At 69.0% G+C, this 21799-nt stretch carries 1 protein-coding gene; it reads right to left on the bottom strand.

The window, feature by feature from the left end:
- Positions 1–63 precede the first annotated feature (63 nt).
- Complete coding sequence (locus YP76_RS24810; protein ID WP_157035876.1) at positions 64–21492, bottom strand: autotransporter outer membrane beta-barrel domain-containing protein; 21429 nt, start codon at positions 21490–21492, stop codon at positions 64–66.
- Between the last annotated feature and the right edge of the window lie 307 nt (positions 21493–21799).

Here is a 21799-nt window from a genome sequence, read left to right as displayed (position 1 = left end):
GTTATCACGCGAGCGAAATGCCGATTGGAAGGGGTGTGCAAATGGTAGGGAAGCGTCACCGGGTCACATTCTGATCCTGATGCCGGCCTGGACGCTGACGTCACTATAGCCCGCGCCAACGGTTGCGCTGCCACCGACCTGGAAGTCGAAGTTCCTGTTGCGCAGGGTGGTGCGCAGGTCGAAACGGCCGCTGTCCTTCACCGCCGGGGCGCCGAAGGTTTCGAACTTCTCGACCGGTGCATTCGCAAAGGATGCGATGACCGACCGGGACGTGTCGAAATCGTGGATCCAGGTCCCGCGCAGCGTTGTGATGAGTTCGCTGCTGCCCGACAGGCTGATCCGTCCCGCGACATCCGTGCCAAGGAAGCTACGTGTCCGGGTCATCCGCTTGGCATCGAAGGCAAGGCTGAGCGCACCGGGCTCGCCGTCCGAGGTGGCCGATGTCTCATGATAGGCGGGTAGGCTGAGCCGCGTCGCTTCGAGCGCGCCAAAGGGCTGGAACTGCACATCGCCAAGCCCGATGCGATAGCCGACCTGCGCGCGGCTCGACCATGCATGCATGCTGTAGTCGCCATAGGCATTGACGCTGCCGGCCCCCGGCACTGTCATGAAGCGGGTGTGCGACGTGTCCGCAGCGCTGTAGAGCAGGCTTGCGCTGATCGTCCACACGCCCGGGTTGATGCCGCCATAGACGCCGCCGGTATAGACCTGCGCCTTGCCTGACGTGTCCACGCCGGCTACCGCGAACCGCTCGCGATCGTAGCCGAACGTAGCGCCAACCACAGTGCGTGCATTGGGCCGGTAGTCCCAGCCGCCCTGGATGTCGAAGCCGTTCGAACGCATGTCGAATGCGCCATCTGTGCCGTCCAGCCGTTGACGACCGGCCTTCATCGCCAGCCATAGTTTGCCGGTCGGCTCGGGGCGGTAGGCTGCCGCGTAGGATCCCACCCGCGTGCCGATCTGGCTCTCGACGATGTCATGGCTGTTCGAAACCGCCGAGAGCGTCGCCGACTGCGCTGCGGTCGTGCCTTCGCCCGTCAGACTCTGGTAGATCGTCCCCAGGGCCGACACAGTGGGAATGGCAATGATCGCGGCAGCGGTCGGAGCGAACGCAGCGGTCGGCGTCATCTGGATGCGATTGAGTACCCTGCCGATCCTGGCCTGGCGCGCGTTGAGCCCCTCAGGCGAGAATTCGATGACATAATCGAGCGACTGCTCTTGAGCGGACGGATAGCCGAGGCTGAAGGTCGCGACCGCCGAGTTGGGCGCGATCAGGCTGATGCTGTCCTGGCCGGTTATGCCGGCGGCTGCGTCCATGACCACAAGACCATGGTGCCCGGTCTGGGCGTAACCCAGGTTGAGCAGATTGGTGGTGAGGGAGCCGGCGAGCGACGCACCGCCCGAGACGATGACCTTGTCGGCCGTGCCGGTCTTGAAGTCGAGATCGACATTGTAGACGCTCGTCGACGTCATCGACAGACCGCCGCTGACGTTGAGATTAGCGACGACGCCCGCGCCGCCCGGATTGATGATACCCGAGTTGGTGAAGGTGCCAGTGCCCATGTTCACGATCGGACCGGCAAGGAAGATGCCGCCCTCGGTGTTGGTGAAGCTGTTGTTGCCCGCGCCCAGGTCGATCGAACCGACGATCAGTCCGCTGTTGGTGATGCTGTTGTTGCCGCCTTGGGCATAGATCACCATGCCGTCCTGACCATCCTGGGTCGCAAGCGTGCCAGCATTCGTGACGCTATTGTCCGTGCCGCCCAAGAGCGACAGGGCATGGCCGCCGATCCCACCAACAACCTCGACTGCACCGATATCGACGATGATCGGCGCAGCGCCGTTCCCGCCACTGCTTTCGGCGACAAGTGCCGTGGCGCCCGCACCGCTGGCGGTGACGTCGGCATTGACCGTCAGGTGAAGTCCGCCGCCGGCGCCTGCACCAGCAAGCGACCCGCCAGAGGCACCGCCACCACCAATGGATTGGACAACCACACCATTTGCCTGGTCACCTGTGGCATGGATCGCCGCGCCGATCGTCACATCGACAGCGCCGCCATCGCCGACGCCAGCAGGCGAGGCCAGGGACGCGAACGTGCTGAAGGTCGAGAAGGTGCGCGCGGCGGGAGCCGAACTTGCCTGCACGACATCCGGTTGCTGAACCGCGCCGGTCGCATCAACGGCAACCGCGGAACCGCCGCCGCCGCCGATCGATTGTACGATGAGAGCGGTCGATCCTGCGCCACTGGTCTGGATGACACCGTTGGTCGCAACCTTGACCGCGCCGCCGTCGCCGGTCGCGCCGCCCGTGGTCCCAACCTCCAGCGGTGTATCGACGGATGAGCCGATGCTGGTGAGCATGCCGCCGCCGCCGCCGATCGACTGGACCGCGACGCCGACCGCGCCGGCACCGCTCGTCTGGACACCGGCATCAAGGGTGAAGTCGATTGCACCGCCGGAGCCGTTCGCACCGCCGCCAAGTCGGAGTCCGTTCACGGTCGCCGCTTGGCCACTATTGTCGATGCCGGCATAGCCGCCGCCACCGCCGATCGACTGGATCAACACCGCGTTCGCGCCGGCGCCGCTCGTGACGATGTTCGCCTTCTGGGTGAGCGAGATATTGCCGCCATCGCCACCCGCACCGCCGGTCGCGCCGGCAGAGAGCGTGATACCGCCCTCACCGATGTCCGCGCCGTCAATCGACGTGAAGCCAGCGACGCCGCCACCCCCGCCGATCGACTGCACGACAAGGCCAGATGCAAGGTTGCCTGCGGTTTCAATGCCGCCAGTCGACGTCGTGAACTCAATGTCACCGCCATTGCTAGCGGTCGTCTGCGATCCGCCCACATTGAGGTTGAGGCCGTAAAGCGAGCCCTCCGTAAGGCCGAGTGACATGCTGCCGTTGCCGCCGCCGCCGCCAACCGACTGGGCGAGGAGACCGATGGCGTTGTCGCCCTGCGTGACGATCGCCGCTGTATTGGCGATGGTGATGGCTTGGCCCGATCCGGAAGACGTCGAGCTACCGCCGACCGTGGTCGACCAGATGCCGTCGCCGCCGCCGAGATGGACGTCACCTGTGACGCCCTCCATGCCGCCGCCGCCGCCGATCGACTGTGCGGAGAAGCCCACGGCTCCCGCGCCCAGCGTCAGTATCTCGTTGGCATTGGTGACATCGACGACATTACCGTCGCCGGCGACACCGCCCGTGCTGCCGAGCTGGAGCGCAAGGCCGCCTGCACCAACCTCGAGGGGATCGGGGACCGAGATGGCGGCATTGCCGCCGCCCGCACCGATCGCCTGCGCAAGCACGCCATAGGAAAGCGCGCCTGCGCTCTGAATCGTGCCGCCCGAGAGATTGACGACGACCTTGCCTTGCTTGCCGCTGATGCCATCGCCGTGGGCGCCCAGGCCAAGATTGACGAAATCGAACGCACCGACCTGAGCCGAAATGGCGAACGCTGACTGGCCCCCGCCCCCGGCAATCGACTGGGCGAGCACCGCGACGGAGTCATCCTGCAGCGTGACGATGCTGCCGGTCGACGTGACCGTGACGTCGCCGCCATCACCGCCGCCACCGCCCTGGCCGCCGACCTGATTGCCGAGCGTTCCACCCGACACGCTGAGCGCGCCGGAGAAGCCCCCGGCCCCGCCGCCACCGCCGATCGATTGGGCAAGGATGCCCACCGACGCCGCGCCTTCGACGATAATGTCGCCGCTGTTGGTGACCGTGATGGCACCGCCGTCACCGCCAGCTCCGCCAGTGCCGCCAATGGCCGATGTCAGGCCGTCAAGGCCGCTGCTGAGCGTGCCGGAGACAGCCATGCCCGCGACACCGCCACCGCCGCCAATCGACTGCGCGAAGACGCCGTAGGAAAGGTCGCCCTTGGTATTGACGACACCGCTGTTGGAGATCGCGATCGTGCCGCCGTCGCCGCCCGCGCCTCCGGACCCGCCGAGGCTGGTCGAGGTGCCGCTGCCCGAGGTCGCCGAACCCGCGATCGAGAAGCCGCCAAGACCACCGCCGCCGCCGACCGATTGGGCAAAGACGCCCATCGAATTGGCATCGAGGGTCTGGATGATGCCGCTATTGGCCAGCGTGATATCGCCGCCGATGCCGCCGCCGGCACCCGCGCCACCCACGCTCTGTGCGATCGCCCCGCCCTGACCGACCGACAGGCCGCCTGCGAAGCCACCTGCGCCGCCACCGCCGCCGATCGATTGCGCGAACACCGCAACCGAACCCGCGCCCTTCGCCAGCACATTGCCGCCATTGTCGATATCGATCCGGCCGCCGTTGCCACCGCCGGCGCCGGATCCCGCGCCCAGGTTCGAACTGACCGAACCTGCAGCCGCCAGGCTGCCATCGACGGCAAAGCCGCCTTTGCCGCCGCCGCCGCCCACGGACTGTGCGAACACGCCGTAGGAAAGGAGGCCGTCGGCCACGATCGTCGCATCCGCCGCGTTGGTAACCCTGATCGCGCCACCGTCGCCGCCCGCGCCGCCGCTACCGCCAAGACTGTTGGACAGGCTGGACATCCCGCCGCTTGCGGCGAGTGAGAAGCCACCGGCGCCGCCGCCACCGCCCACGGATTGCGCGAAGATGCCCGCGGAATTGTCGCCCGCCGCATGGATCTGGCCCGTGTTGCTGACGACGATGTCACCACCGACACTCGCATCGCCGCCGGCACCGCCAATAGTTGAACTGAAGGCGCTGTCGCCCGATCCCGTCAGGCCACCGGCAAAGCCACCGGCCCCGCCGCCGCCGCCGACCGACTGGGCGAAGAGAGCGATGGCCCCCGCGCCGCCGGTCTGGATCAGGCCATCATTGGACAGGGTTATCGCGCCGCCCCGGCCACCGCCGGCGCCGCTACCCGCTCCGATGGAGGAGGCAGCATCGCCATCGAGCGCAAGCGTGCCACTCGCCGCAAAGCCGCCATTGCCGCCGCCACCTCCAATGGACTGGGCCTGCACGCCATAGGCGAACGCGCCTTCGGTCAGGATTTCACCGGTCGATGCGTTGGTGAGCGTGATGTCGCCACCTTCGCCACCCGCGCCGCCGGAGCCGCCGACGGTGTCCGAGGCCGCATTGAGACGTGATGCGGTGCCGCCGACGGCAAAGCCGCCGACGCCGCCGCCGCCGCCAACCGACTGCGCGAGGATAGCCACCGCGGAATCGCCCGCCGTCGCCACCAACCCACTGTTGACGAGATCGATGCGGCCGCCTGCGCCGCCGTCACCGCCCGCGCCACCGACAGCCGTGTTCGCCGCAGCGCCCTGGGCTGAGAGGCCACCGCCCGCCGCGAACGCGCCTGCGCCGCCGCCCCCGCCGACCGATTGCGCGAAAACACCAATCGACGCGTCGCCCAGCGTGACCACCTGCCCGGCATTGCCGAAGCTGATCGTTCCACCTGCGCCGGCCGCACCACCGGAACCGCCGCCGATGACGTTCTCGACATTGTCGCTGACAGCGAGCGCGCCGCCCGCGGCAAAGCCGCCAGTGCCGCCACCACCGCCAACCGATTGCGCGAAGACGCCGTAGGAAATCGCGCCGTGAGTCTCGATCCTGGCGTCGGCCAGGTTGCCGATGACAATGTCGCCACCCGCGCCTGCCGAGCCGCCGTCGCCGCCGACATTCTGCGAAACCGCGCCTGCCTGCGATGCAGAGCCACCTGCCGCGAAGCCGGCGACACCGCCGCCGCCCCCGATCGACTGCGCGAACAGGCCCGTCGCGTTGGCGCCGAGCGTGGTGATCTCGCCGCCATTTTCGAGGTCGATGAGACCGCCGGCCCCGCCGACACCGCCTTGCCCGCCAATGGCATTCGATGCGGAGGCACCTTGCGCCGACAGCCCACCGCCGACCGCGAAGCCGCCTGCGCCACCGCCACCGCCCACCGATTGCGCGAACACGCCAAGCGATCCGTCGCCCGTGGTGCCGATCTCGCCGAGATTGGTGAGCGTAACATCGCCGCCGATGCCGCCGCCCGCACCAGAGCCACCACCAACGCTGGAGGTTGCATCATCGCTGACGGAAAGAGCACCACCGGCCGCAAAGCCGCCCTGGCCACCGCCGCCGCCAACCGACTGGGCGAACACCGCATAGGAAAGTGCGCCGCGCGTAACGACCTTGCCGGTGACATCATTGCTGATCGCCACCACGCCGCCGTCACCGCCGTCACCACCTGCGCCGCCCACGACTGTCGAGGCAGACGCCGCATCGCCGCCTGCTGCGCCAACCGCAAATCCGCCCTTGCCGCCACCGCCGCCAACCGACTGGGCGAAAATGGCGGTCGCATTGGCGCCCGCGGTCAGGATTTCACCCGAAGATGCGATGGTCACATCCCCGCCAGTGCCACCCGCGCCGCCGCCGCTGCCGATGGTGTTGGACGCAGCGCCGCCCTGCAGCGTCAACCCGCCGCCGGCCGCAAAACCACCCGCGCCACCGCCGCCGCCGATCGACTGCGCGAACACCGCGACCGAGCCGGCGCCAGCCGTGCCGATTGTGCCGGCATTGGTCACCGCAACCTGGCCACCAATACCGCCGCCCGCGCCAGAGCCAGCGCCAATGCTGGAGTCCGCGTCGCCCTCGAGACCGATGGCCCCGCCGGCCGAAAAACCGCCGGAGCCGCCACCAGCGCCCACGGATTGCGCGAACACACCGTAAGAGAAGTCGCCCAGGGTCGTGACGATGCCGCCGGCCTCATTGCCGATGGTTACATCCCCGCCATCGCCACCATCACCGCCGCTGCCTCCAATGACGTTGGACGCGCTCTTGCCTTGCGCGCCTGCGCCGCCAACGGAGAAGCCGCCCTGGCCGCCACCCCCGCCGATCGATTGCGCGAAGATCGCGGTCGCATTGGCGCCTTCGGTCTGGACTATGCCGGAGCTGAGGATATCGACCGTGCCGCCGGTGCCACCAGCGCCGCCGGCTCCGCCGATGTTGCTCGACATCGCGCCGCCCTGCGCGGACAGGCCGCCGCCTGCGGCAAAGCCGCCGGCACCACCGCCACCGCCAATCGACTGCGCGAAGATGGCGACTGAACCATTGCCGGCCGTTCCAATCCGGCCCGCGTTGACCAGCGACACGACGCCGCCGCCGCCGCCCGCGGCACCTTCGCCCGCGCCGATCGTCGAATGGGTGTCGCCCTCGAGACTGATCGCTCCGCCGGCTGCGAAACCGCCGGAGCCACCGCCTGCGCCCACCGACTGGGCGAACACGGCATAGGAGAAATCGCCAAGCGTAGTGATCGTCGCATCCACGCCATTGTTGGCGAGCGTCACATCACCGCCAGCACCACCGGCGCCACCGGTGCCACCAACGACATTGGAGGCGGAGTCCGCCTGCGCTCCGGCGGCGCCAACGGAGAAGCCGCCCTTGCCACCGCCACCACCAACGGACTGTGCATAGATAGCCGCCGCGTTGGCGCCCTCAGTCTGCACGAGACCGCTATTGATGAGATCGACCGTGCCGCCGGCACCGCCGCCGCCGCCAGCACCGCCGATGACCTCGGAGGCCGCGCCGCCCTGCGCCGACAGGCCGCCACCGGCTGCGAAGCCGCCGGCGCCACCACCGCCACCGACGGATTGCGCGAACACGGCCACCGAGCCGTTGCCCGCCGTGCCGATCGTGCCCGCATTGTTGAGCGACACGATGCCACCGAGACCGCCGCCCGCGCCGGATCCGGCACCGATGGTCGAGTTGGCATCGCTTTCCAGACCGACCGCACCCCCGGCGGCGAACCCGCCGGACCCGCCACCCGCGCCAACCGATTGCGCAAAGACAGCGTAGGAGAAATCGCCCAGCGTGACAATCTGGCCGCCTTGCGAGGAGGCGATCGTGACATCGCCGCCGTCGCCGCCGGCGCCACCTGTGCCGCCGACCACATTGGATGCGCTTTCAGCCTGCGCGCCCGCGGCGCCGACCGAGAATCCGCCCTGACCGCCGCCGCCGCCGACGGACTGTGCGAAGATGGCCGTAGCATTCGCGCCTTCGGTCTGGATGGCGCCTGCGTTGGTGATTGCAACCGTACCGCCTGCGCCGCCGTCGCCGCCCGCACCGCCGACATTACTGGAGGCCGCCCCTCCCTGAGCCGACAGGCCGCCACCGGCGGCAAAACCACCTGCGCCACCACCGCCACCGATGGACTGTGCGAACACGGCCAGCGAACCGTCGCCAGCCGTGCCGATCGAGCCGGCATTGCTCACACTGACGATCCCGCCGGCACCACCGCCCGCGCCCTCTCCTGCGCCGATGGTCGAGCTCGCATTGCCTTCCAGGCTGAGAGCGCCGCCGGCGGTGAATCCACCGGCACCGCCGCCACCGCCGACCGACTGTGCAAAGACCGCATAGGAAAGCGCGCCCAGTGTCGCGACCGAGCCGTCCGCGCCATTTTCAACGTTGACGTCGCCGCCAAGGCCACCATCGCCCCCGCTGCCGCCGACTATGCTCGAAGCGCTGTCGGCCTGCGAAGCGCTGGCCCCGACGGAGAATCCGCCCTTGCCGCCGCCGCCGCCCACGGATTGCGCGAAGATCGCTGCCGCATTGGCCCCTTCGGTCTGGACATGACCATTTGTGGTGATGCTGACGAGACCGCCGTCGCCTCCCGCGCCGCCACTGCCGCCTACGGCATCGGATGCCGCACCGCCTTGCGCGGAAAGGCCCGCGCCCACGGCGAAGCCGCCCGCTCCGCCCCCGCCGCCTACCGACTGAGCGAACATCGCGACCGAGCCTGCGCCCTTCGTCGCAATTAGGCCGTCATTGGTGAGCGTGACGAGGCCACCCTGCCCGCCCGCTCCGCCGGCTCCCCCGCCGACGGTCGATTCCGCCTTGCCTTCGAGGCCGATCGAACCACCTGCAGCGAACCCACCGGCACCGCCACCACCGCCGATGGACTGCGCATAGACGCCGTAGGAAAGCGCGCCTTGGGTCGTGATGGTGCCCGAGCCGTTGGCGAGCGTGACGTCGCCGCCTGCGCCGCCACCGCCGCCATTGCCGCCGATATTGCTCGAAGCACTGTCGGCTTGCGACGCCGCCGCGCCGACCGAGAAGCCGCCCGCCCCGCCGCCGCCACCAACCGATTGAGCAAACACAGCCGTCGCGTTCTGGCCGAGCGTGCCCACCGAACCGGTGGATTCGATCGTGACCCTGCCGCCATCGCCCGCCCCGGAACCAGCACCGCCGACATTGTCGGATGCGCCGCCGCCTTGCGCGCTGAGACCGCCGCCAGCCGCAAAACCGCCCTGGCCGCCGCCGCCGCCCACCGATTGCGCGAAGATGGCGATGGCATTGTCACCGGCGGTCAGCACGCTGCCGCCATTGACGATGCCGATCGCGCCGCCGTCGCCGCCGGCCCCGCCCGAACCCGCACCCACCTTCGAGGTGACATCGCCCTCTATTCCGAGCGCGCCGCCTGCGGCAAAGCCGCCGGATCCACCACCGCCGCCGATGGATTGCGCGTAGACGCCGTTGGAGAAGGCTCCGAGTGTTTCGATAATGCCGGTTTCGGCATTGACGATGGTTACGTCGCCACCGTCGCCTGCCACACCACCGTCGCCGCCGACCAGGTTCGATGCAGCATCCGCATTCGCCGCGGCCGCTCCAGCAGAGAAGCCCCCGACGCCGCCACCGCCGCCGACCGACTGCGCCAGCACTGCCGTTGCGTTGGTGCCCAGCGTCTGGATCGTACCGCTGTTGGAGATCGACACGAGGCCGCCACTGCCGCCACCTGCGCCTTGACCGCCCACGGAATTATTGACCGCTCCGCCCTGCGCGCTCAGCCCGCCCGAGACCGCAAAGCCACCCGAGCCGCCACCGCCGCCGATGGATTGCGCCAACACTGCCAGCGCATTGTCACCCATCGTGCCGACATTGCCTGCATTGGTGATGGTGACGGCACCGGCAGATCCGCCCGCGCCGCCCGATCCTGCCCCGACGCTTGATTCCGCGTCACCATCGAGCGCGAGGCCGGCACCGGCCGAGAAGCCGCCCGCGCCGCCGCCGCCGCCAATGGACTGCGCCTGGATCGCGATCGACATCGCACCTTTGGTCACGATCGTCGCACCAGCGGTGTTCGTCAGTGTGACGTCACCCGCCGATCCCGCCGCGCCGCCCTCCCCGCCGACATTGTCGCTCGCGGCACCGCCCATGGAGAGCGCGCCGCCCACGGCAAAGGCGCCCTTGCCGCCGCCGCCGCCGATCGACTGCAGCAGCACCGCTGTCGCGCTCGCGCCTTCGGTGAGGATCGAGCCATCGTTGAACAACCTGACATTGCCAGCGGAACCGCCGGTCCCCGCGCCGCCGCCGATCGTGTTCGACAGCGCGCTATCCGAGCCCCCCGCAAGGCCAGCGCCGGCTGCAAAGCCGCCGGCCCCGCCACCACCGCCGATGGATTGCGCGAAGACCGCCGTTGCGCCGACACCGCTCGTCTGGATGAGGCTGTAATTATTGACCGCGACGTCGCTGCCATCGCCTGCCGCTCCGCCCTCACCGCCGCCGATCCTGGAGGCCGCGCCTTCACTGACCGACAGCGCTCCGCCGGTCGCGAAACCACCGGCGCCGCCACCGCCGCCGATCGACTGCGCAAAGACCGCATAGCCGAACCGACCGGTTGTGATGATTGAACCGTCTGAGCCGTTGCCGACTTCGACAGCACCGGCATTGCCGCCCGCGCCGCCCGAACCGCCCACGGCGTCGTTCGCGGCGGTCGCCTGCGATGCGCCAAGGCCAAGCGAGAAGCCGCCCGAGCCGCCGCCGCCGCCGATCGACTGCGCCATGATCGCAACGGAGCGATCGCCATTCACCAGAATGTCACCGGTGTTGACGACCTTCACCGCGTCCGCGTCGCCACCGGCTCCGCCCGCCCCACCCAGGCTGTTGTTCACGGCTTCGGAGGTCGAGGAGATGGTGAAGGAGCCGGCAAAGCCGCCCTGGCCGCCGCCGCCGCCGATCGATTGCGCGACGATGCCATTGGAAGCGGACGCAAAGGTATAGATGTCGCCCGAGTTCTGGACGGTGACCTTTCCGGCATTCTGGCCGCCGCCGCCCTGGCCGCCGGTAGCGGTGGAAGCCGCACCTTCGCCCAATGCGAGCGTCGCGGACGCGGCGAAGCCGCCAGCGCCGCCGCCGCCGCCGATCGATTGGGCCAGGATACCGGCCGAGAGGCTGCCATGGGTCTGGACCAGCGCGCTGTTGTTGACGAGGACGTCTGCGCCCACACCGCCATCGCCGCCCGAACCGCCTGTGACATCGGAGGCGCCCTCGCCATCGGAGGCAAAGGACGCGCCGATGGAGAAGCCCCCGACGCCACCACCGCCGCCGATCGACTGGGCGACGATCGCTGCGGAATTATTCCCGAGCGTCCCGACGGCGCCACTCAGCGTGAGCGACACGTCGCCTGCGTCCGATCCAATGCCACCGTTGCCGCCAACGGAACTGTTAGCCGAGCCGCCGCCCGCCGCCGCGGCGAGGCTGCCGGAGAAGCCGCCGGCGCCGCCGCCGCCACCAATGGACTGCGCCAGGACGGCGTTGGATCCGTCACCGCGCGTCAGGATCTGACCGTTCGAATTGACCGTGACGGATCCTGCGGAGTTACCAGCCCCGCCGGCGCCGCCGACGCTGTCTGATGCACCCGAGCCCTGGGTCGCGATGGCACCAGTGACCGAGAAACCACCCGCGCCACCGCCCCCGCCGATCGACTGGGCGACAATGCCGCGGCTGTGATCACCGAACAGGTTGATGTTGCCGACCGATGTTACCGTGACGTCCGAGCCGGTCCCTGCCGATCCGCCCGCGCCGCCCGTCGAGCTGGATACTGCGTCCGCGCCGGCGAGCGCGGCGCCTGCAGAGACAGAGAAGCCGCCCTGACCGCCGCCGCCGCCAATCGACTGCGCTGTAATAGCGGCCGAATTGGTGCCGTGCGTATAGATGTCGCCGAAGTTGGCGACATCGACCGTATCGGCATCACCCGCCGCACCGCCCTCGCCACCGCCGACCTCGGAGGATGCCGCGCCACTGACGCTCAGGGCGCCGCCGACGCCAAAGCCGCCCGAGCCGCCACCGCCGCCGATCGACTGCGCTAGGACCGCGCCCGACTGATCGCCGAAGGTTTCGATGCCGCCAGTATGCGTGACCTTGACCGCACCGGCATGTCCGGCGGAACCGCCACCGCCACCGGTTGTCTCAGCCGAGGAGCCTCCATCCGACGACAGACCTGCACCCACGGCAAACCCGCCGGCTCCGCCGCCGCCGCCCACCGACTGGGCGATGATCGCACTCGAGCCGAGGCCGTTGGTAATTATGTTGCCGGTGACATCGACGGTCACCGCGTCCGCATTCCCCGAGGCCCCGCCAAGGCCGCCGCCGGTCGCCGAGCCGGCATCGCCTGCAATCGATGCGCCGGCACCGACGGCAAAGCCACCGGCTCCGCCACCGCCACCGACCGATTGCGCAAACACGCCGCGCGCATGCGCGCCGTCGGTCTGGATGTCGCCATCGACCGTTACATCGACCTTGCCAGCATTGCCCGACGAGCCGCCCGCGCCGCCCGTGGCCTCCGAAGCCGCGCCACCTTCTGACGAGAGTGCCGCCGAGACGGAAAAACCGCCCACGCCGCCGCCGCCGCCGATGGATTGCGCCAGCACGCCATTCGCCGCATCGCCCTTGGTGATGACGAGCCCCGTCTGGGCCACGCTGACGTCCGAGGCGGAACCGGCGGCGCCACCTGCGCCGCCACCGACACTGGAATTTGCGTCATCCTTGAGGGATGCGCCAGCGCCAACCGCAAAACCACCGACGCCACCGCCACCGCCAACCGACTGAGCGAAAATGCCGTTTGCCTGTACGCCTTCGGTCGCGATGCCGCCGCTATGGCTGATGGTGACGGCTGACGCGTTGCCACCTGCGCCGCCGCCGCCGCCAACGTTCGAGCTGGCCGCGCCGCCGTCGGAAGCGAGGCCCGCTCCGACGCTGAACCCGCCAATGCCGCCGCCGCCGCCGACGGATTGGGCAAAGATGCCGGACGCGTTGAAGCCTTCGGTGGTGAAGATACCCTCACTGGTGACGGAAACCGATCCGGCGTCCCCGCCTGTGCCGCCCCCGCCGCCGCCGACGTCCGATTCCGCCTTGCCGCTGATCGATGCACCGGCCCCGACCGAGAAACCGCCCGAGCCGCCCCCGCCACCGATCGACTGGGCGAGAATGGCATTGGAAAGCGCACCGACCGTGCCGATGTCTCCCGTCTGCGTGACCGTCACATTCCCGGACGTACCGCCCACGCTGCCGTCACCGCCGACGCTGCTGCTCGAGGAATCACCCTCGGACGAGAAAGCCGCGCCTACTGCGAAACCGCCCGAGCCCCCGCCGCCGCCCACGGACTGCGCAAAGATACCATTCGCGCTGACGCCTGCGGTCGAAATGCTGCCGACCTGCGTGACGGAAACGTCGCCGGCCGTGTTGCCGAGGCCACCGCCGCCACCGCCAACCTTGGAGCTGGCGTCCTTGTCGAGCGAGAAGCCGAGACCCACGACAAATCCGCCCTGGCCGCCGCCACCGCCGATCGATTGGGCGAGGATGCCATTCGCACCATCACCTTCGGTGCCGATCGCGCCTTCGCGGTCGACCGTGACGTCGCCGCCGCTGCCGCCCGACCCGCCACTGCCGCCGGTCGTCTCGTTCGCCGCCGATCCGCTGGAGCTGAAGTCGAGGCCGACGGCAAAGCCGCCCGACCCGCCGCCTCCGCCGACCGATTGCGCGAAGATGCCGTTCGCGGAGGTGCCCTTGGTGACGATGATGCCGTTGCCGGCCACCTCGACATTGCCCGCATCGCCGCCGGTGCCGCCCTCGCCGCCGCCGACGGTGGAGCTGGTGTCGCCATCGAGGCTGAAGCTTCCGCCGACACTGAATCCGCCCGAGCCGCCGCCGCTGCCCACGGATTGTGCGAAGATGCCGTGCGAAAGGCGTCCATCGGTGCCGATGTCGCCATCGACATTCACCGATACGTCACCGGCAGATCCACCGCCCGCGCCAGATCCTCCGACGCTGGTCGAAGCACTTCCGCCGTCCAGGCTGAATCCCGCTCCGACGCTGAAGCCGCCGGACCCGCCGCCGCCGCCGACGGACTGGGCGAACACGCCAGCCGAATTGTCGCCTTGCGTAATGATCGTGCCCGTCTGGGAAAGGGTGACCGCGCCAGCATTGCCAGCCGTGCCACCGCCACCGCCGCCAACCGAGGACGACGCGTTGCCTTCCAGCGACGCCCCAAGCCCGACCGCGAATCCGCCGCGGCCACCGCCACCGCCAATCGCCTGGGCGAGGATACCGGTAGCGTTGGCGCCGCCGGTGAGGATATCACCGCTGCGCTCGACGTTCACATCGCCGGAATTGCCAGCGCCACCGCCGGTTCCGCCGACGCTGTCACTCGCAGCCTCGTTCTTCATCGACAAGCCCAGGCCGACCGAGAAGCCGCCAGAGCCACCGCCACCGCCCACCGATTGCGCGAAGACGCCATTGGCGTCGTCACCATCGGTCTGGATGACGCCCGAACCGCGGACGATCACGTCGCCTGCGTCGGATCCGGTGCCGCCCCCACCGCCGCCGACATAGGATTCGGCCTTACCTTCGAGTGAGATCGCCCCGCCCACGCTGAAACCACCCGTGCCGCCGCCGCCGCCGATAGACTGCGCGAGGATCCCAGTGGCCGCCTGGCCCATGGTGCGGATATCGCTGTCCGCGTCGACCAACACGTCCCCGGAGATGGAGCCGCCACCGCCAGCACCGCCGACGGTTGTCGAGGTCGTTTCGCCCTTGGTCGATAAGCCTAGCCCGGCCGAGAAGCCGCCATTGCCGCCACCGCCGCCCACCGATTGCGCGAAGATACCGTTTGCCGATGCGCCCTCGGTCCAGATCGTGCCGCTGGAGGCGACGCTAACGTCGCCAGCCGTGCCGCCGAGCGAGCCTTCTCCGCCGCCGACATTGGACTTCGCCTCGCCCTCGAGGGCGATGACGGCTCCGACGGCAAATCCGCCGGAGCCACCGCCCCCGCCCACCGATTGAGCAAAGACACCGTTCGATCCGGCGCCCTTGGTCGTAATCCCTTCGCGTGCGATGACATCGACATTGCCGGCATTGCCGCCGGACCCGCCGGCGCCGCCAACACTGTCGCTGGTCGAATCGGCTTCGGCGCTGAAGCTCGCACCCACGGTGAAGCCGCCTACGCCGCCGCCGCCGCCGACCGACTGCGCCAGAACGCCGTTCGAATTGGCGCCTTCGGTATAGACGAGGCCGGTCGTGTCGACGCTGACATCATCCGCATCGCCCGCCGCGCCGCCTTCACCACCGCCGACGCTCGATTCCGCGTCCTTCTTGACCGCGACGCCCGCGCCGACGGCAAATCCGCCCGAACCGCCGCCTCCACCGACAGACTGGGCGAAGATACCGTTCGATGTCGCGCCGAGCGTGGCGATCTGACCGACATTGACGACGGACACGGTCGAGGCATTGCCTGCCGCTCCGCCGCCGCCGCCGACCTGGTTGGATGTGGCATCATCTTCGGCCGAGAAGGCGCCGCCCACCGCGAAACCACCCGAACCGCCGCCGCCGCCAACCGACTGCGCAAAGATGGCGTTCGAGCCCGTCCCGCGCGTGACGACGGAATATCCTTCGATCGAGGCATCGGCGCCGGCTTCGGCCGTGACTGTAACGGCGTCGGCATCATTGCCCGTGCCGCCATTGCCGCCGATGCCCTGGGTGTCCGCGCTGCCTTCGGCGGAAAGCCCGACCGAAACCGAGAAGCCGCCCGAGCCGCCGCCGCCGCCCACCGACTGGGCGAAGATACCGTTGGAGAGATTGCCGCTGGTCTGGACCGTGCCGGTGCTCGTCACATCGACGGTGCCCGCAACACCACCCGACCCGCCGGATCCCCCTTCGTTACGGCCGATCGATTGGCCCTTTACGGTCGCAGTCGCGGTGAGGCTGAAGCCGCCATTGCCGCCGCCACCGCCGATCGATTGCGCCTGGATGCCCGCCGCATTGTCGCCCAGGGTCGACACATTGCCGACAGAGCTGAGGTCGACGTCGCCCGCGCGATTGCCGGTCCCGCCATTACCGCCGATGCCTACGCCGACAGCATTGCCCTGCGAAAGCGACAATGCGCCCGCAAAGCCGCCATTGCCGCCGCCGCCGCCGACGGATTGCGCGAACAGGCCGACCGACCCCGCGCCCGCTGTATAGATGTCGCCGGCACTCGTCAGGCGCACGTCGCCTGCGGTTGCGCCAATACCGCCCTGGCCGCCCACCGCGATCGATGCGCCGAGACCATTGGCGTTGAAGGCTATCGAACCCGACAGGGCAAAGCCACCATTACCGCCGCCGCCGCCCAGCGACTGCGCGAGAATGCCATAGGCAAGATCACCGCCCGTGCTGATGTCGCCGTTGGAATCGACGGAGACGTCATCGCCTTTGCCGCCGTTGCCACCCGCGCCGCCAAGCGCAATTGCAGGCGCCGCATATTGCGCGCCCGAGACGGCAACTGAAAACCCACCGTTACCGCCGCCGCCGCCGACCGACTGTGCCAGGATGCCATTCGACATCGTGCCTTCGGTGACGATCATACCATCGTTCGCGAGCGTAACCGTGCCGGCGTCGCTACCGCTGCCGGCGCCGCCGCCGAATGAGAGCGCCGCTGCTCCATACTGCGCGCCTGCGGCACTGGCTGCGAACCCGCCATTACCGCCGCCGCCGCCCACGGACTGCGCGAACAGGCCATTCGACTGCGCGCCTGCCGTGCCAATGTCGCCGGTCGATATGAGGCTTACATCTCCCGCAGCGCCACCGCCGCCGCCTTCCCCGCCGAAGGAGAGGCCGACGGCACCGTACTGGCCGCCGGCCGCACTTGCCGACCAGCCGCCATTACCGCCACCGCCGCCGATCGACTGGACCTGCGCGCCCGCGCTGAAATCACCGAGCGTGACGATGGTGCCAGTGTTAGAGAGGCTTGCGTTACCCGCAATGGCGCCATTACCGGCGCTGCCGCCGAAACTGATCGATGCTGCGCCATATTGCGCGCCCGAGGCACTGACGGCGAAGCCACCATTGCCGCCACCGCCACCAACGGACTGGGCGAACAGACCCTGCGCGTTGGCGCCGTCGGTCATGACGTCGCCGATGGAGGTCAGCATCACATTGCCGGCCGTCCCGCCGCTGCCGCCTTCGCCGCCGAAGGCCAGCGACACCGCACCAAACTGGGCGCCCGATGCGCTGATCGCAAAGCCCCCATTGCCGCCACCGCCGCCGATCGATTGCGCCCGCGCGCCCGCAGCGAAATCACCCTCGGTGATCAATGTGCCTTCGGAACTGAGGGTCACGTTGGATGCCGTGCCGCCGGCGCCGCCTGTGCCGCCCATGGATGCGGTCAGCGCCCCGAACTGCCCGCCGGCAACCGAGATGGCGAAACCGCCGTTGCCACCGCCCCCGCCTAGCGATTGCGCGAAGATCGCGTCTGCGTTGGCGCCGTTCGTGGTGATATTGCCGATGCTGCTGAGGTTGACTGCCCCGCCCGCACCGCCGTTGCCGCCCGAGCCGCCGAAAGCCAGCGACGCACCACCGGCCATGCCGCCCGCGACGGATATGGCGCCGCCACCATTACCGCCACCACCGCCAAGCGATTGAGCGAAGAGACCTTGCGAGCTGTCTCCGTCCGTCCAGATGTCGCCCTGGCTGTTCAACGTGACCGCGCTGGCCGAACCGCCATTACCGCCACCGCCGCCGAAGGTCAGTGACGCTCCCGCCGTTCCTCCGCCACTGGCCGAGAGCGCCATGCCGCCGTTGCCGCCGCCGCCGCCAACGGATTGAGCTAGAATACCCGCGGCCGCGATGCCGTTGGTCGCAATGTTTCCGACGGACTCGACGCGAACGATACCGCCCTGGCCGCCGTTGGCGCCCTGACCGCCCATCGACAGCCCTGCAGCTCCGACGCCGCCGCCGGAAACGCTGGCGGCAAATCCGCCATTGCCCCCGCCACCACCGACGGATTGGGCAAGAATGCCGTTAGAAAGATCACCGTTGGTGATGACGTCGCCGTCATTGTCGACCGTTACACCTGCGCCGTGACCACCATTGGCGCCAGTTCCGCCGAAGGATGCCGACAGTGCGCCGGTTCCGCCGATGGCGCCGGACACGGCGAAACCGCCATTACCGCCGCCACCGCCGACCGACTGCGCGAAGATGCCATTCGAGCTGAGGCCGTCGGTGCTGAGGGTTCCCGTGGACGAAACCGAAACCGCCCCGGCCGAGCCACCGTTGCCGGCCGCGCCGCCGAACGTCAGGCTGACCGCGCCCGCAGCGCCGCCCGCCAGGCCGACGGCGAAGCCGCCATTGCCCCCGCCGCCGCCTACGCTTTCCGCGAAGATTGCGTCGGCCTGAATGCCCTTGGTCGAAATATTGCCGACCGATGTGACATCGACCGTGGATCCATTCGAACCCGCTCCGCCTGCGCCGCCGAAGGTGCCGGTGATCGCGCCGACGCCGATCGTCGCGCTTGCTGCGAAGCCGCCATTGCCGCCCCCGCCTCCGATCGATTGCGCGAGAATGCCGCGCGACTGATCGTCGTTCGTTGTGATGTCGGCCGCGCTGTTGACGGTTACTGAACCACCGCGGCCGCCGGCCCCGCCCGCGCCGCCAAAGCTCATTGCCATCGAGCCACCGAGCGAGGCGCCGGCTGCCACAGAGAAGCCGCCGTTGCCGCCGCCCCCGCCGACCGAGCTCGCAAAAATGCCGTCGGAAAGGACGCCTTGCGTTGAGATGGATCCCTGGAATCCTACGAGGACCTTGTCACCGTCTCCACCACTACCGCCCGATCCGCCGAAGGCCATCGCCGCCGACCCGCCGATGCCGGCCGCCGCCGAAATCGCGAAGCCGCCATTGCCGCCGCCGCCACCGATCGATTGCGCGAACAGGCCCGCTGAACGGTCGCCGAAGGTTTCGATATAGGCTGCGCCAGCATCGGATTGCGCGACGGTGCAATTGGCGTTGGTGTTGACACAGACGGCACCACCGTCACCGCCGCCGCCGCCCGATCCGCCGAACGCGGCACTGACGAAGGCGCCCGCCGAGACGGCGGACCCGCCATTACCGCCACCGCCACCGATCGACTGGGCAAAGATCCCGGTCGCATCGTCTCCGGACGTCGAAACAAGGCCGGTCTGGCCTAGCGCAACCTGGCCGCCGTCGCCCCCGTCGCCCCCGTCACCCCCGATCGAGAGGACTCCGCCGGTCGATCCACCGTTACCACCGCCGCCGCCGATCGACTGCGCTATGATGCCCAGCGCCTTGTCGCCTTGCGTCGAGATTGACCCGCTATTGGAGACGCCGACGTTCCCGCCGTCACCGCCGCCGCCGCCTTCGCCACCGATCGAGACGAGGCCGACGGACGAGCCGCCGTCACCGCCGCCGCCGCCAACCGATTGCGCGACAATACCGGTCGAGCCGAGGCCGCGCGTGAAGATGGCACCCGAGTTGGTAACCGACACGTTGCCGCCAGGACTTGTACCAGCCCCGCCGCCGCCGATACCGACCAGACCTGCTGAATTACCGCCTGCGCCGCCCCCACCGCCAACGGACTGAGCGAAGATCCCGCGCGCATTGGCGCCCCGCGTTCGCAGCGTACCGGCATTGTTGACCGTCACGGTGCCGCCGCGACCGCCGCTGGCGCCCGAACCGCCGAGACCAACAAGGCCAACGGAGCCAGACCCTGAACCGCCGCCGCCGCCCACCGATTGTGCGAAGATCGCGTCCGCCCAATCACCATCCGTGGTGGCCGATCCGCCTGCGGTCTGCGTTACGGTGACTGTCCCGCCATCTCCGCCGCCCGCGCCCGAGCCGCCGAGTGAAACGAGGCCGCCGGACCCCGATGCGGAGCCGCCGCCACCGCCGACGGACTGAGCGAAGATACCCTTTCCGTCTTCGCCGGTCGTCGTGATGGTCGCTCCGGTGGAGACGGTCACGTTTCCGCCGTCACCGCCGCCTTCGCCGCCGCCACCAAGGCTGGCGAGACCCGCCGTCACCCCGGCGCTACCGCCGCCGCCGCCGATCGACTGCGCCATGATTCCGTATGAGCCGAGCCCTGCTGTCGAGATCGTAGCGCCTTCGCTGACGGTCACGCTGACACTGCCGCCGTCGCTGCCCTCGCTGCCCTCGCTGCCGAGCGCGATCGCGCCGGCGGTCACGCCGCCGTTGCCGCCGCCGCCGCCGATCGACTGAGCGAACAGACCATGGGCGTAATCGCCCGTGGTGCTCGTCGAGGAGCTTGAGCCCGCAGTGATCGTCGCAGTGCCGCCAGCACCGCCAGCGCCGCCGTTGCTGCCGTCTGCGAAGAGACCCCCGCCTGCGCCGCCATCGCCGCCTGAACCGCCGACGGACTGGGCGTAAACGCCATGAGCGCCGACACCGGCAGTCTGCACCGTCCCGTTCTGGTTTACCCGCGCATCGCCGCCGATGCCGCCGTAACTTCCGCCGCCGGCCGATGCCACGATGCCGAAGCTTCCGCCGCCGTTGCCGGCCGAGCCGCCAAGACTCTGCGCATAAACGCCGATCGATCCTGCGCCGCTGGTCGCTACCTCACCGCTATTTGTGACCGTCGCGTCGCCCCCGATGCCGGGCGAGCCGCCGCCGCTACCGCCACTCGACAGGAATCCACTCCCGCCATCGCCGCCCCTGCCGCTCGAACTGGTGACGAGAATGCCATAGCTGCTTCCCCCGGTGGTCGTGACCTTGTTCGAATTGGAGAAGGTGACATCGCCGCCAACGCCAGCATCCCCGCCGCGCCCTCCATTGGCGAACAGATACCCGTTGCCACCCCGACCGCCATCCCCGCCGATGCTCTGGACGATCACACCGGCGGTGTTGAAACTGTTGGAGATAATCTGGCCATAGGAGGCGCCGAGCGTATCGTTGAAGGTGCCGCCATTCGCCCCGGCGCCGCCGTTCCCCGCTTTGATGAAGAGGGCTCCAGCGTGGCCGTTGCCGCCGTTGCCGCCGCGCGACACGTTGCGGTAGAGATGTTCACCCGTGCCAGCTGCAGGAAAGCTCACCTGGGCGGCGGAGGTGGCGTTAGTCGCTGGAGCGACAGATGTGACCACCTCTGTGTCACTGACATTGTTGTCCGCATCGGTGAGCGATACCGACGTCGGCTTGCCCTCGCCATTTAGCGTAACCGCAGTCACCGTATAAATGGTTGAACCATCGCCCGTCGTGACAGTGAAGGTCTGGCCGACCTGCGTCGCCAGCAGGATCATGTTGTTTTGGTCCGTGGTCACCATCATCGGCGGCTGGACCTCGGTCACCGTCTCGAAGGCACCGGTGCTCGGATTGAGGATCTGGCCACCGACCGGAGGGACCACGATCGGCGGTGGCGTGGGTGTGGGTGTGGGTGTGGGTGTGGGTGTGGGCGTTGGATCGGCAGCATGGGCGGCTGCGACAATCGGTCCGCCAGGCGCGCTGATCATCGAAAGCGCAACAATCGACACGCTTGTCCGCCAAATTCTGGCGGCTGCGATCGAACGTGCACGGCCGCCCAGCTGGCGGTCCCTCATATTGGAAATACGCAAACTTGCCCCCTGCATGCACGCTTTGTGCCGTTGCCCGCCGCCCGTGAGGCAGGCCCGCGCCCTCGAACATTATCCTTGAAGAACCGCCCCCTGGCGGTGCGTCGCCCGCGCCATTGGCCAAACACGGTCCGGCCAGACCCTGTCGCTGGCAGAACCAGTCTTGCGCCGGCTCGGTATGAAGCGGACCGTGTCGTCCGCAGGCATC

This window comes from Sphingobium chungbukense (genome assembly GCF_001005725.1).
GTDB classification, from domain to species: Bacteria; Pseudomonadota; Alphaproteobacteria; order Sphingomonadales; family Sphingomonadaceae; genus Sphingobium; species Sphingobium chungbukense.
This window is presented reverse-complemented; position numbering and strand designations above follow the sequence as displayed.

Excerpts from the sequence above, each read along its gene's own strand:
- YP76_RS24810 (WP_157035876.1), bottom strand. The coding sequence starts at position 21,492 with ATGATCAGCGCGCCTGGCGGACCGATTGTCGCAGCCGCCCATGCTGCC.